We start from the raw sequence: 13,418 nt of genomic DNA, 5'->3' as shown, positions 1-13,418 counted from the left end.
ATGTGTGATGCGGTGTCGACGGTTCGCCGCCGCCTCAGCGAGGCTCGGCGATGTCGTCGACGGTCTCCTTGATGGCGCGGGAACTAGGCCGACCGTCGCCATCCGCCGTGAGCGTCGCCGTAGGCTGCGGCTCGATGTCGTGCACCACGTCCCAGTAGTGCTTGTCGAAGCCGGTGACCTCGACCTCTTCGGTGACGCGGAGTCCGCTGGTTCGCTCGAGGATGAACGACAGCACGGCGGCGGTGACGAGTCCGAGCGCCACGGTCACGGCCAGGCCGAGCAACTGCCAGCCGACGTTGACCTCAGCGTTCTGGAACGCGTACGTACCCGACTCGACGCCGAAGTATCCACCGTGCGGCGTCCCCCACTGAATCAGCCCGACGATGATGATTCCGTAGGCGCTCGAACCGATGAGCAGTGGACCGAGCTTGTGTTCGTCGTGCTCGTGACGCTGCGTCCACTCGTAGATCAGGTAGGCGACCACCGGAGCGAACAGTGCGACCAGGAACATCTGCCATGGCTTGTAGATGTCGAACGCCGGTGCCCCGGACAGATAGCCCGCGAGCGGGCCGAGCAGCGTGTAGATGTAGTTCTTCGTGCGATACGCGATCAGCAGCCCGGTTATCGCTCCGCCTGCCCAGGACAGCGCGAAGTTGTTGAATGCGATACCGACGCTGGAGTCGGCCATGGTGACGCTGACGAACAGCGCTTCCGGGTCGAAGAAAAACCCGCACGACAAGATCACCAGCGGCAGCCCGCCGAAGATGACGACGAGGCCGACCGCTGCCAAGCCAAGGTTGTAGTTGCGGTACTCGCCGATCCTCGGATGCGGCCGATACATGCCGATACGCTGTCCGACCCTGCGCGTCAGGTACACCCCGACCACGCCGGCGAACACGTAGACGAACGCGGACCCGAAGAAGTCGTGGTAGCCGAGGTTCGTCAACGGCCCGGTCGAACCCCACGTCAGCCAGCTGAGCACGGACGACGTGATGGCCGTGAAGACCGAGATGATGTAGTAGGCGGACGGCTTGATCCGTTCCTCGCATCCGAAGTGGATCAGCACGTTGATGATGCCCGCGAAACAAGCCAGGAAGAAGATGAAGATCTGCTGGTTGTTCAGCGCGGCGCCCATACCCGCCGCGGGGTCGACGTTCTGCGCGGTCTCGTTCGCGAGCGCACCACCTAGCCACCAGTCCGCGATCGATTGCCAGTACGGGTTGGCTACCTCGAATGCGACGTAGTACTGCCAGTTCCAGATGGCGAACCCGATCAGGAAGTACACGGCGAACCCGATGAAGAAGCCAAGGAGCTTCTGGATGACGGCGTCGAAGGCGTTCGCACGCCGGACACCGCCAAGGCTCACGAGTAGCAGGCCGACGACGATGAAGATCGCGCCAACGGTGCCCGAAGCGTAGAGGACGTTCTGTACGAGCGAGTTCGTCGTGACTTGATCCGGATACGTTTGCTGCGTGAACAATTGCCCCCCAGCCCACAGCGTGGGTATGGCGGTTGGTGTCATGAGCACTCCTCACGGACGTCGTGATGTTGGCAGCGCAGCCTGGATATGTGACCTAAATCATGGTGCGCGACGCCGCCGTTGTAAAGAGTGGCATGAAACAATGTTGCTTTTAGTTCAACAGTGAGGTCGCGATACATCGCGCTGAGCTGGAGTAACAGCGCAGGCTTGATATTTTCGTTCAACGATTGAACGTGAGCGGATACGGCGCCATCGTGTGTCGGTAGCGCGCACGTGATGAGTCAACACCAGGGGCGGCGGTCGCGGCGTGCATATGCGTACCGCCGGTGGTGAACCCCTGCATACGGGGCGATTGACAGGTGCGCGATCCGTTTGGCGACACCGCTGGCTCGTTGCCCCTCGCGTACCGGCCGGTTACCGAGCTACCTGTATCACGGAACGGTAACAATCCATGCTTCGCGTGAGCCGCGTTAACTGGCCGTGAGAAGGGGTGTGCACGTGGTGACGCGCTGTGTTGGTCGACGTTGAGGCTGAGACTTTATTATCTGAATATTTACTATGACATAATCCATAGAGCGCCGAATGGCGCCGGGTGTCGCGTCGACAGGATCAGACCACAACAGCACGGAAGAGAGGGAGCTTCGCCACCGTTTGGTGTGCGAGCTTGAGTCGGAAGGTGAGCGACAGTGCTGCTTCAGGAAGCCGTGCGTGCCGCCGTGTCGTGCCGGATCAGTCCGGTCGCGAGCGCGTTCATAATCGCTTGCGCGCGGTTGGATGCGCCGAGCTTGTCGTAGATGCGGGCGACATAGGTTTTGGCGGTGGAGGGGCTGAGGTAAAGCTCGCGGGCGATGGCGGGGATGGATAGCCCGTTACCGAGCAGTCGCAGTACTTCTGCTTCTCGCGGGCTCAGGGTGTAGCGGGCTTGTGCGTCCTGCTTACGGGTAAGTGCGTCGGCAAGACCCGTCGCGGTGAACGAGGACGCGGCGACGGCGGCGTGCCGGATGGCGGACAGCACCTCGTGCGTCGGTGCGGTCTTCGCGACGAAGGCTGATGCGCCGTTCTCCAGCGCGCGGAACAGGACGTCGTCTTCGCCGTTCGACGTGAGCACGACGATGCCAAGTTCGGCGTACCGGTCACGGAGCTCGCGGGCGAGGGCGAGCCCATCGCCATCGGGCAGTGCGGCGTCGACGGTCACGACGTCCGGTGCGGTGGCCGCGATGACGCGTCGTGCCTGCTCAATACTGTCGGCTTCGGCGACAACCTCCAGGTCCTCCTGGCCGGACAGCAGGCCGGTCAGCCCAAACCTGGTCAGCGTGTGCCCGTCAACAACAGCGACTCGTGCTGGCATGTCCTATCCCGTCGGCTCGGCATGGCGGTTGGTTACGCCCTAACAACATCCCTCCTCGACGGGGTTATCGATGGTTAAGTCGTTCGCGCTACATGTCGTAATCGATCTGAGTCACAACGAAAGTCGTATTGGTGCGCATTTGGGGGTTGACGCGGCCATCGCGGTTACAGCGCGACTACCGAGAGGAGTGCCCCGACCAGCAGAAATGGGCCGAACGCGAGCTGACTGGACAGTGTGACGCGGCGGGTGATGAGCAAGCCGATGCTCGTCAGGCCGAACAACACGAAACCGGCCGCGGTTCCCAACGCGAGAACCGGCCAGCCAAGCCAGCCGAATGCCATGCCGAGCAGTCCGGCGAGCTTGACGTCGCCGAGGCCGAGCTCGCCGGGTCGCAGGCAGGCGAGTAGGTAGAACGATGCCGCGAGTGCGAGGCCGCCGAGTAGGGCGCGTCCCAGTGCGGCCATGTCGGCATTCGCGACCGCGGCGACGGTGAAGAGCGCTATCGCGGCTGGGTAGGAAGGCAGCGTGAGACGGTCGGGGAGTCGCTGCACCCGCGCGTCTATGGCGGCTAGCGCGACGCCGAGCACGCTGAGGAACGCGAACGCCGCCGCGTCCCATTGGCCCGCGAACCGGCCGAGCACGAGCGCGAGCACAACCGCGGTAGCTAGTTCGAGTAGCAGGGGAGTGGTGAGCGAGGCTCGGCATGACGGGCAGCGCGTGCTAAGCCAGCGGAAGCCTCGCCATCTGGGTAATCGCTGCTGGCATCCAGGACATGTGTCGCGTAGTGGCTCGCCGGATGGCACAGCGTGCCGGATCACGAGGCCGCGTAGGACCGGGGCGAGCAGGACACCCAGCAGTACCCCTGCCGCTGCCCAGGTCGCGTTCATGCGCCCGACGGTATGCGGCGAGGAGGCGAGAAGGAACGACTGCGACGCAACTCTGTCCGATTGATGCGCTTTGTCGGTCAAACGGATGACATGTCATCCGTTTGGAAAGCGATTCCTGTCTGTTTGACCGATTATGCGGATGTCCAGTTAGGAGCACTCTCGCCTGTGCAGGCGGCACAGGGCCGCCACGCCGGTGGGGCCACCGGTGCAACCGCATCCACCAGGGAGAACTCCGATGCTGTACTACTTCACGTTGCTGCAGAGCTTCCTCGCGAAGCCGTTCGACAAGGACCGTGAGAAGGGCGCGACCGCCGTCGAATACGGCCTCATGGTCGCCGCCATCGCGGCTGTCATCGTCGCCATCGTTGTCACCCTCGGCGGCAAGATCAACACCGCTTTCAACACGGTGGTCACCGAACTTCCCTGACGCGGCCAGAGCGGTGAGGCGGTCGTGACGGCCGCCCCACCGCATCCGCTCTCGCACGTGGGGACTCATGCGTTCTCACGCCGCTCGTGTGGGCAACTGAAGGAGACAGATCATGAGGCTCGGGCACAGCCACAGTCGCGACGATCGCGGCGCGGCTGCGGTCGAGTTCGCCATTGTGCTGCCGGTATTGCTGCTGCTCGTGTTCGGCATCATCGACTTCGGGCGCGCGTTGAATGCGCAGGTCACCCTCACTCAGGCTGCCCGAGAAGGCGCGCGTCTCGAAGCGCTTGACCAGGACGACGTCGTGAATCGCACGCAGGCAGCGGCAACCGGGCTTAGTCCGGTTCCGGGAGTCTCCATCTCGTCGTCTTGCCCTGACAACGACGACGCCGTCGTCACCGTCACCTACACCTTTGAGTTCGCCACGCCGGTCGGTGCGATCGGCGCCATGTTCGGGGGTAACAGCTACGGCGATCCCATCACGTTGACGTCTGAGGGAGTCATGCCATGCGAAGGCTGATGCGGGTGCCGCATCACAGAGGGCCAGCTAACGACAGGGGCGCCGTTGGTGTGCTGGTCGGAGTCTTGGTCTCGGCTGGGGTGCTGTTCGGCTTCGCGGCGCTGGTCATCGACGTCGGCCAGATCTACGGCGAGCGTGCCTATCTGCAGAACGGCGCCGATGCGGGCGCGCTCGCGGTGGCGCAGGCTTGCGCGAGCCAGGACGTTGAATGCTCGACGTTGCTCGGTGCCGAGAACACCGCCAAACGCTACGCCGACGAGAACAGCACGGACGACGGCGTCTCCGCGCTCGACGGCGACTTCACCTTTCCGGTGTGTGGGAGTGACGACCTGGGCTTGCTTCCTCCCTGTCCTGGATCGAGCGGAGCCATCACCGATTGCCCGTCGGCACCGCCGTCCGGCGTGGAGTACGTCGACGTGCACACCGCGACGCTTACCAGTGACGGCGCAAGCCTGCTTCCACCAGTATTCGCGCGCACCATACTTGGCAACGAGGACTACGACGGTAAGAAAGTCAGGGCCTGCGCCCGCGCACAGTGGGGACCACCAGAGACCGCGAACACCATCGCTGTCACGATTTCAACCTGCGAGTGGAAGCAAGCGACCGCGGACGGAACCGTTTACGCTCCTTACCCGCTGGATCCAGACCCGTCTAGTCAGCCATTCTTCTACGCACCATTTGACCGAGTGTTGCGGCTGCATGACCCACATGAGGACAGCAGCACGGCCGGCGATGACGGGAGTTGTCAGGACCCGAAAGCTGTCGACGGTCCGGGACAGTTCGGCTGGGTCGATGATCCCGACTCCACCTGTTCGGTCTTCATCGATGGCGGGACCTACTCGTCCGATACCGGTGCGCCGGCGAGCAAGTCGTGCAAAGACTTGCTTCACAAAGCGTGGACGGAGCACACGCCGGTATTCATTCCGCTCTACTCAGAGGTGTCCGGAACAGGAACCAACGGGACGTACACGTTCGACGGCTTCGCGGCGTTCATCGTCACCGGCTACCACCTTCCCGGCTTCAAGGAGTCGGACTGGGCCAACCCGCTCAATGACTGCCACGGCCCGGAGAAGTGCATCAACGGCTTCTTCGTCGACACCACCATGCCGTCCACCGGAACGATCGGTGGTCCTGACAGAGGCGTGGACATCGTCGTTCTCACCGGCTGATCAGCCAGTCGTTACCACGAAAGAGGAACCATGAACCGTCGCATCGTCGCCATCATCGTCGCGGTGTTGCTTGCCGTGGTCGGCACGACGGCCGTGCTGATCTACGTCAACAACGCCGACGCACGGGCCATCGAAGGCAAGGAACCCGTCCCCGTACTCGTCGCGGAGGAGTCGATTCCGGCAGGCACCTCGGCGGAGGACGCCAAGGCGCTGCTACGCGCCGAGAACATGCCCGCCGAGTCGGTGCCCTCCGATGTGCTCGGCTCAATCGACGCCGACATCGAGGAGTTGGTGACCTCGGCGCCGCTAGCACCGGGGCAACTACTCACCCGATCCGTGTTGGTGGATCGATCTGTCCAGGAATCGATCGCGTTGCCCAAGGGCAAGCTGGCCGTCACCATTCCGGTCGAGGCTGGCAGTCAGGGCGACGAGCAGCTGACATCCGGCCTGCATGTGGCGGTGTTCGACACCTTCACGGTTGAGCAGGGCGCTGGCCCCGGGTTCATCCCCTCCGGCGAAAAGCTGATGTTCAAAAAGGGCAACAACCACGCGACGCGGCTGTTGTTGCCCAAGGTCGAGGTGATCGACGTCGTCGCTGAGAAGTCACGGGACGAGGAGCGTTCCGCGAGCGGCTTCGGCAAGTACCTGGTCACCGTCGCGGTGTCGCAGCAGGAAGCCGAGAAGCTGATCCACGCGCTCAACACCGGCACCGTCTCGCTCGCCCAGGTGAACGACGACTCCAAGGTCAAGCCCGGTAGGGGCGTCGACAACCGGAACCTCTTCAACAAGGGAGCCTGATCATGTCGATCTTGTGGCAAGCGGTCGGGCGCTCACCCGAACTCGCCGCGAGCATCGGTGGTCGCGTCCGCGCCGCCGACACTCTCGCCGACGTGGAACAGCTGCTCACCGCGGATTCCAGCGAGACACTCGTGGTGATCGGTCCCGACATCGAGACGGAGGCCGCACTCGCGTTCGCGGCGGGGCAACGGTTGCGGCGGCCAGCGCTCGGCGTGGTGCTGTTGCGGGAACACGTCGACGTAGACCTGCTAACCAGGGCGTTGCGCTCGGGCGTCCGGGAGGTTGTCACCGCAGGGGAGTTCGCCGAGCTGGCCCAGGCCTGTGAACGTTCCCGTGCGTTGTCTCGAAGCGCGCCGGTTCCGCATGCCGAAGCTGAAGCAGGCAAGGGACAGGTCGTCACGGTCTTCTCCGCCAAGGGCGGGTGCGGTAAGACAACCCTCGCGGTCAACCTCGCGCTCGCGCTGGCTGACGGTGGCGCCCGGTCGGTGTGCCTCGTCGACCTCGACCTCGCGTTCGGGGACGTCGCTATCAACCTGCAACTCGATCCGAATCGGACACTTACCAACGCACTGTCGATGGTTGGGCGGATGGATGAGACCGGGGCGACGTCGCTGCTCACGCCGTATCGTGACGGACTGTCCGTGCTGATGGCGCCAGTGACGCCTGGCGAGGCGGAGAAGATCCCTGCCGCGCTGGTCACCGAACTGCTCGACGCGCTGCGCAAGACCGTCGACTACGTTGTTGTCGACACGCCGTCGCAGTTCAGCGAGCACGTGCTGAACGCGATGGATGCCTCGCAGCACCACGTGTTGCTCACGACTCCCGACGTGCCCGCGCTGAAAAACCTACGCCTCACCCTCGACATGCTCGACCTGCTGTCGTACCCGAGGGAGATGCGCTCGGTTGTGCTGAACCGCTCTGACGCCAAGGTCGGTCTATCCACTGAGGACGTCGCGCGAGTGGTGCGCGCTCCCATCGCGGCGTACATCCCGTCCAGCCGCGACGTGCCGATCTCGATCAACAAGGGCACGCCGATCTGGACGTCGACGCCGCAGCACGCGGTCAGCCAGGCGATCACGCGGTTCGCGCGGGAGTCCTTGGTGACGGTGAGCTCGGCGACCGCCGCCGAAGCGATCGAGACGTCTCACGACTCGCGCGTTCCCTCGCCGCGCAAACAGGGCACGTTCGCGCGGTTGCGCAAAGGGAGGCGATGAATATGAGCCTGTCCGATCGCCTCGCGCAGCGGCAGCCCGCGACCACGAACAACGGCGCGAGCGCCACCTCGAACAACGGCCATAGTGCCACCAACGGCAACGGCAACGGCACGGTAGGCACCGCCGCCGCGACACCGACGAACACCGATGGCACGTCGGTCCCGCGGCGGCAGGCGCGCTACATCGACCCGTTCGCTGGCGTCAAACGCAGTGTGCACGAGGGTCTGCTGGAAACACTTGGCCCGAAGCTCTACGACGCGCACCTCGATCAGCGTGAGCTGGAAGAGAAGGTGACGCAGACACTGCGCGCGGTGCTGCAACGCGACGAGACACCGATGACGGCGGCAGACCGCGCCAGGGTCGCTCAGGAAGTCGCCGACGACATTCTCGGCCACGGACCGCTGGAACCGTATCTGCGGGACCCGGAGGTCTCCGAGATCATGGTCAACGGCTACGACCAGGTCTACGTGGAGCGCGGCGGGCAGCTACACGCGGTGGAAGCGGTGTTCACCGATGAGAGTCACCTGCGCCGCACTATCGACAAGATCGTGGCCCGGATTGGCCGCCGCGTGGACGAGGCGAGCCCGATGGTGGACGCGCGTCTGCCGGACGGCAGCCGCGTCAATGCCGTGGTGCCACCGATCGCGCTGGACGGTTCGCTGCTGACGATCCGGAAGTTCGCCGCTGATCCGTTCACAGTGGACGATTTGATCGCGTTCGGCACCATGACCGCGCCAGTCGCGGAGCTGTTGCGGGCATGCGTGCGTGGCAGGCTCAACATCCTCATCGGTGGCGGCACCGGGTCCGGGAAGACGACCAGCCTGAACGTCTTGTCGTCGTTCGTGCCAGCTGACGAGCGCATCGTCACTGTGGAGGACGCCGCCGAGCTGCAACTGCGGCAGGAACACGTGCTGCGCCTGGAATCGCGGCCGTCCAACACCGAGGGCAGGGGAGAGGTCGCCATCCGCGACCTGGTCCGCAACACGCTGCGGATGCGGCCGGACCGCATCATCGTCGGTGAAGTCCGTGACGGTGCCGCGCTCGACATGCTGCAGGCGATGAACACCGGCCACGACGGCTCGATCACCACGGTGCACTCCAACTCGCCCCGCGATTCGCTCGCCAGGCTGGAGACCATGGTGCTGATGGCGGGCGTCGACCTGCCATCGCGAGCGATCCGCGAGCAGATGGCCTCCGCGATCGATCTGATCGTGCACCAAACCCGGCTCAAAGACGGCACCCGTCGCATCACCCACATCACTGAGGTCGTCGGGATGGAAGGCGAGGTTGTCACGCTGCAGGACCTGTTCCTGTTCGACTACCACGCCGGGGTTGACCCTAACGGCCGGTATCGCGGCACACTGCGCTCGGCGGGGTTGCGTCCCATGTTCCTCGAGAAGCTGCTCGACAAGGGCGTGCGAGTGCCGCAGGGGCTGTTCGAGTTCCAGGAGCCAGGCTGATGACGGCGCGGCGAACGCTGCTCAAGATCACCGCGGCGAGTGCCGCGGCGGTGGCGCTGCTCGCGGCAGGTCCCGCCATGGCCGGGGTGGCGAGCGGCATGGCAGGACCAGCGCCACGGCCACAGGCGCCGTCAGCGCAGATCGACGACGTACGTGTCTCGCCCGGGCGGGCGGAGGTCAGCCTGACGACGTCGGATCTGCCATCCGAGGTCTCGCTGTCCGATGCCGACGTGCGGGTCACGCTCAATGGCAGCCCAGCGCCCGCCGAGGTCTCATCGCAGGACAGAGACCGCACCGACCGGGGCTCCGGCGCGGCGCAGGAACCCCCCTCGCGCACCGCGATGCTGCTGCTCGACACCAGCGGCTCGATGGCGGGCACCAACCTGACGGCGGCAAGGACGGCGGCCCTGCACTACCTGGACTCGGTGCCAGACGACCTCCTCGTTGGTCTGATCACGTTCGCGGACAAGCCGGTGCTCGTTGCTCGGCCGACCACCGATCGCGCGCCGCTCCGACGTGGCCTCGACGGCCTGAAGGCTGACGGCGAGACCGCGCTACACGACGCCGTCGAGCTCGGTGTGTCCACACTGGACGGCGTCGAAGAGGCGGCGCGGCGCAGGCTCGTCGTGCTGTCCGATGGCATCGACACCGTCAGCGAGGCTTCGCTCGAGAAGGCATCGGGGTCGCTAGAAGACCAGGGCGTCGGCGTGGATGTCGTGGCGTTCCAGTACAAGAACGAAGACATCTCGACGGTGCGTGACCTGGCCAAGGCTGGCGGTGGTCAGGTGATCACCGCCGACGACGCGGGTCAGTTGTCGGCTGCCTTCCAGTCGATAGCGCGCCGTTTCACTGAGCGGGCGCAGGTGACCGTGACGATCCCGGATTCGTTCGCGGGTGAGTCGGCGCTGCTGCGGGTGCGGGTGGACTCCGAGGCGGGCGCGTTCGAGGCGAGTATGCAGGTGAGCCTGGCGGGTGCAGCTGCGCCCAGCGCCCCGGCCGAGCCGTGGTACGAAGCGTTGCTGCCGGACACGCGGGGCTGGACCTGGCAGCTATGGGTCGTCATCGGCATCAGCTTCGTTACGCTGCTGCTCGTGGGTTTGGTGCTGTTCACCAGCATGGGTCGCACCAAGGACACCGGGTCGCGCGTCGTGGCGGCGATCGCGCGATACGGCGAGAATCAGGAAGCCAACTCACCGGAGACCAGGGACGAGAACCCGTTCGCTCGGAGTGCCGTCGGGCTCACCGAACAAGTGTTGCGGTCTGGTGGTTGGGAAGCGGGGCTCGCTGAGCGACTCGACCTCGCGAGCATTCGGATGAGACCAGCGGAGTGGACGTTGCTGCGCGTGTGCGCCGGGGTGGTGCTCATCGCGCTGCTGACACTACTCGGTGTGCCGTTGCTGTTCAGCATTCCGCTCGGCGCGCTCGTGTCGTGGGCCGTGTCATCGGCGCTGGTACGGATCAAGATCAGCAGGCGGCGCGCCGCTTTCGCCGACCAGTTGCCCGACGTATTGCAGTTGATCGCCGGATCACTGCGGTCCGGATTCTCACTGGCGCAGGCCCTAGACGCCGTCGTCCGTGACGGGACCCAGCCCGCGGCTGGCGAGATCTCGCGCGCGCTGGCGGAGACCAGGATCGGCTCGCAGCTCGAACCCGCGCTGGAACGGGTCGCGGGCAGGATGGCAAGTGACGATCTGCGCTGGATCGTGATGGCGATCCAGATCCAGCGCGAGGTGGGGGGCAACCTCGCCGAGGTGCTACTGACCACGGTCGCCACCATGCGAGAGCGGGCGCAGGTGCGCAGGCAGGTGCGGGCGCTGAGCGCGGAGGGCAGGTTGTCGGCTTACATTCTGATCGCGCTGCCCATCGTCATTGGGACGTTCTTCGTAACGACCAAACCCGAATACATGGCACCGCTCTACACCACAGCGGTCGGGTGGCTGATGCTCGCTGGCTCTGTGGTGCTGATGGCTGTCGGCACGTTCTGGATGAGCCGTCTCGTCAAGGTGGAGGTGTGACATGAGCTTGCTGTTGCTGCTTGGCCTTGGCGCCATCGTCACGGCCATCGTGGTCACCGTCGTGGTCACCGTGACCCGCCCCGCGCAGGAAGGTGTCTCGCGAGGGTTGGCCAGCATCGAGGACACCTACGCCGCGCGAGAGGCATCCAGGGCGGAGGCGGTGCGGGACAGGTTCGAGTCGCTGCCCGGCTGGTTACGCTCGGTCGCGGAGCGGCTGTCACCCAGCGGGATCGCGGACAGGTTGCAGCACCAACTCGACCTCGCGGGTAACCCGGCCGGGTGGACACCGGATCGAGTGCTCGCCGCCAAGGGGCTCGGTCTGTTCGGACTCGCCGGCCTTGGTGCGTTGTATGGCTTGTCCTTCTCGGCCGGCTGGTTCATCATGTGCGCCGCACTTGGTGGCGCGTTCGGGTTCTTTCTGCCGGATCTGCTGGTTTACAACGCGGGCATCAAGCGTCAGGAGAAAATCCGCTGTGCCCTGCCGGACGCACTGGACATGCTGACGGTCTGCGTCGAGGCGGGGCTGGGGTTCGACGCCGCGCTCGCACAGGTCGCACGGAATACGAAGGGTCCGCTCGCCGCGGAGTTCTCGCGCGCGCTCAGGGAGATGCAGATTGGCACCTCCCGCAACGCGGCGCTGCGCGGCATGACCGCCCGAACAACGGTCACGGAGCTGCGCGCGTTCGTGTCCGCGCTGGTGCAGGCGACCGAGCTGGGCATCTCGATAGCTACGGTGTTGCGGGAACAATCCAGGGAGCTGCGGCTACGACGTCGGCAACGTGCGGAGGAACGAGCGCAGAAGGTGCCGGTCAAGATCCTCTTCCCGCTGATCGTATGCATCTTCCCGGTGATCTTCGTCGTCATCATCGGACCAGGGGCGATCACGATCTCGGAGACGCTGTTCCGCTGAATTCCTTCCCACGGCGGTCATGACCTGGGGCGCCGTGCGGCCTGTCACACACCCCGGACGCCTTCTCGTGACCATGGGCGGTTGCCGCTAGGGTGGCAACCGAAGTCAGCCCGGTTCCTGGATCGAATCAGCCAGGGGAAACGCAAGGAGACAACAGCAGTGACGGTTCGCGTAGGTGTGAACGGCTTCGGCCGTATTGGCCGCAACTTCTTCCGTGCCGTAGCAGCCCGAGCGGCGGCGGGAAACACTGACATCGAGATCGTCGCGGTCAACGACCTGGTCGACAACAGTGCTCTCGCCCACCTGCTCAAGTACGACAGCGTGCTCGGCAGGCTGAATGCCGAGGTCAGCGCCACCGACGAGGGCATCGTCGTCGACGGCCGCACCGTGAAGGTCTTCGCCGAGAAGGACCCGGCCGCGCTGCCGTGGGGCGACCTTGGCGTCGACGTCGTCGTCGAGTCCACCGGTCTGTTCACCAAGGCCGAGGACGCCGCCAAGCACGTCAAGGCTGGCGCCAAGAAGGTCATCATCTCCGCGCCCGCGAAGGGCGAGGACCTGACCGTGGTGCTCGGCGTCAACGACAACGCCTACGACGGCACCCAGACGGTCATCTCCAACGCCTCCTGCACCACGAACTGCCTCGCCCCGCTCGCGAAGGTGCTGCACGACAACTTCGGCATCGAGCAGGGCCTGATGACCACGATCCACGCCTACACCGCTGACCAGAACCTGCAGGACGGACCGCACAAGGACCTGCGTCGCGCCCGCGCCGCCGCGCTGAACATCGTGCCGACCTCCACCGGCGCCGCCAAGGCGATCGGCCTGGTGCTGCCGGAGCTGAACGGCAAGCTCGACGGCTACGCGCTGCGCGTTCCCGTCCCGACCGGCTCCACCACGGATCTGACCGCCACCCTGTCGAGGGACGTCACCGAGGAAGAGGTCGACGCCGCCTTCAAGACCGCCGCCGAAGGACCGCTGGCTGGTGTGCTGCGCTACAGCGACGAGCCGATCGTCTCCTCGGACATCGTCACCGATCCGGCCTCCTGCATCTACGACGCGCCGCTGACCAAGGTCATCGGCCGCCAGGTCAAGGTCGTCGGCTGGTACGACAACGAGTGGGGCTACTCGAACCGGCTGTCCGACCTCGTCGCCCTCGTCGGCTCGAAGCTCTCCTGAGCCATGCTGGCAGG

12 protein-coding genes are annotated in these 13,418 nt (G+C 65.2%); 9 read left to right on the top strand and 3 right to left on the bottom strand.

The genetic code is table 11. The annotated features are described in order from the left end of the window. Window positions 1-34 precede the first annotated feature (34 nt). The 3 genes from ACFQGD_RS19215 to ACFQGD_RS19205 all read right to left on the bottom strand — a co-directional run bounded on the left by ACFQGD_RS19215 (window position 35) and on the right by ACFQGD_RS19205 (window position 3,715). Window positions 35-1,522, bottom strand: coding sequence for a hypothetical protein (locus tag ACFQGD_RS19215; protein ID WP_345390001.1), 1,488 nt, complete (start codon window positions 1,520-1,522; stop codon window positions 35-37). 652 nt (window positions 1,523-2,174) lie between these two features. Continuing rightward, window positions 2,175-2,828 (bottom strand): response regulator transcription factor, encoded by a 654-nt coding sequence (locus ACFQGD_RS19210; protein WP_345390004.1) that lies wholly within the window; start codon window positions 2,826-2,828, stop codon window positions 2,175-2,177. A gap of 164 nt (window positions 2,829-2,992) precedes the next feature. Beyond that, entirely contained in the window at window positions 2,993-3,715 is a 723-nt protein-coding gene (locus ACFQGD_RS19205) for a prepilin peptidase (RefSeq protein WP_345390007.1), read from the bottom strand. Between the two features lie 235 nt (window positions 3,716-3,950). Between ACFQGD_RS19205 and ACFQGD_RS19200 the strand changes: the two genes are divergently transcribed. The 9 genes from ACFQGD_RS19200 to gap all read left to right on the top strand — a co-directional run bounded on the left by ACFQGD_RS19200 (window position 3,951) and on the right by gap (window position 13,404). Beyond that, the gene (locus ACFQGD_RS19200; protein WP_345390010.1) at window positions 3,951-4,142 is read left to right on the top strand and encodes a Flp family type IVb pilin; all 192 of its coding nucleotides are present in this window, start codon (window positions 3,951-3,953) and stop codon (window positions 4,140-4,142) included. Window positions 4,143-4,254: 112 nt separating this feature from the next. Continuing rightward, entirely contained in the window at window positions 4,255-4,662 is a 408-nt protein-coding gene (locus tag ACFQGD_RS19195) for a TadE/TadG family type IV pilus assembly protein (RefSeq protein ID WP_345390013.1), read from the top strand. Then, window positions 4,650-5,831 (top strand): pilus assembly protein TadG-related protein, encoded by a 1,182-nt coding sequence (locus ACFQGD_RS19190; RefSeq protein WP_345390016.1) that lies wholly within the window; start codon window positions 4,650-4,652, stop codon window positions 5,829-5,831. The genes ACFQGD_RS19195 and ACFQGD_RS19190 overlap by 13 nt, the downstream gene beginning before the upstream one ends. A 30-nt stretch (window positions 5,832-5,861) precedes the next feature. Further along, the gene (gene cpaB, locus ACFQGD_RS19185) at window positions 5,862-6,629 is read left to right on the top strand and encodes a Flp pilus assembly protein CpaB (protein ID WP_345390019.1); all 768 of its coding nucleotides are present in this window, start codon (window positions 5,862-5,864) and stop codon (window positions 6,627-6,629) included. A gap of 2 nt (window positions 6,630-6,631) precedes the next feature. Beyond that, window positions 6,632-7,843 (top strand): AAA family ATPase, encoded by a 1,212-nt coding sequence (locus ACFQGD_RS19180; protein ID WP_345390022.1) that lies wholly within the window; start codon window positions 6,632-6,634, stop codon window positions 7,841-7,843. 2 nt (window positions 7,844-7,845) lie between these two features. Continuing rightward, the gene (locus ACFQGD_RS19175) at window positions 7,846-9,303 is read left to right on the top strand and encodes a CpaF family protein (RefSeq protein ID WP_345390025.1); all 1,458 of its coding nucleotides are present in this window, start codon (window positions 7,846-7,848) and stop codon (window positions 9,301-9,303) included. Further along, complete coding sequence (locus ACFQGD_RS19170) at window positions 9,303-11,318, top strand: VWA domain-containing protein (protein WP_345390028.1); 2,016 nt, start codon at window positions 9,303-9,305, stop codon at window positions 11,316-11,318. The genes ACFQGD_RS19175 and ACFQGD_RS19170 overlap by 1 nt, the downstream gene beginning before the upstream one ends. 1 nt (window position 11,319) lies before the next feature. After that, window positions 11,320-12,228, top strand: a complete 909-nt coding sequence (locus ACFQGD_RS19165) for a type II secretion system F family protein (protein ID WP_345390031.1) — start codon at window positions 11,320-11,322, stop codon at window positions 12,226-12,228. A 159-nt stretch (window positions 12,229-12,387) separates the two neighbouring features. Beyond that, on the top strand, window positions 12,388-13,404 hold the full coding sequence (gap, locus tag ACFQGD_RS19160; protein WP_345390034.1) for a type I glyceraldehyde-3-phosphate dehydrogenase: 1,017 nt from the start codon (window positions 12,388-12,390) through the stop codon (window positions 13,402-13,404). The last annotated feature ends 14 nt before the right edge of the window (window positions 13,405-13,418 follow it).

Source organism: Haloechinothrix salitolerans, assembly GCF_042662605.1.
Classification (GTDB): Bacteria; Actinomycetota; Actinomycetes; order Mycobacteriales; family Pseudonocardiaceae; genus Haloechinothrix_A; species Haloechinothrix_A salitolerans.
This window is presented reverse-complemented; position numbering and strand designations above follow the sequence as displayed.

Coding starts and splice junctions, on each gene's coding strand:
- cpaB (WP_345390019.1), top strand. CDS start 5,862: ATGAACCGTCGCATCGTCGCCATCATCGTCGCGGTGTTGCTTGCCGTG.
- ACFQGD_RS19200 (WP_345390010.1), top strand. CDS start 3,951: ATGCTGTACTACTTCACGTTGCTGCAGAGCTTCCTCGCGAAGCCGTTC.
- ACFQGD_RS19190 (WP_345390016.1), top strand. CDS start 4,650: ATGCGAAGGCTGATGCGGGTGCCGCATCACAGAGGGCCAGCTAACGAC.
- ACFQGD_RS19170 (WP_345390028.1), top strand. CDS start 9,303: ATGACGGCGCGGCGAACGCTGCTCAAGATCACCGCGGCGAGTGCCGCG.
- ACFQGD_RS19175 (WP_345390025.1), top strand. CDS start 7,846: ATGAGCCTGTCCGATCGCCTCGCGCAGCGGCAGCCCGCGACCACGAAC.
- ACFQGD_RS19210 (WP_345390004.1), bottom strand. CDS start 2,828: ATGCCAGCACGAGTCGCTGTTGTTGACGGGCACACGCTGACCAGGTTT.
- ACFQGD_RS19180 (WP_345390022.1), top strand. CDS start 6,632: ATGTCGATCTTGTGGCAAGCGGTCGGGCGCTCACCCGAACTCGCCGCG.
- ACFQGD_RS19165 (WP_345390031.1), top strand. CDS start 11,320: ATGAGCTTGCTGTTGCTGCTTGGCCTTGGCGCCATCGTCACGGCCATC.
- ACFQGD_RS19205 (WP_345390007.1), bottom strand. CDS start 3,715: ATGAACGCGACCTGGGCAGCGGCAGGGGTACTGCTGGGTGTCCTGCTC.
- ACFQGD_RS19215 (WP_345390001.1), bottom strand. CDS start 1,522: ATGACACCAACCGCCATACCCACGCTGTGGGCTGGGGGGCAATTGTTC.
- ACFQGD_RS19195 (WP_345390013.1), top strand. CDS start 4,255: ATGAGGCTCGGGCACAGCCACAGTCGCGACGATCGCGGCGCGGCTGCG.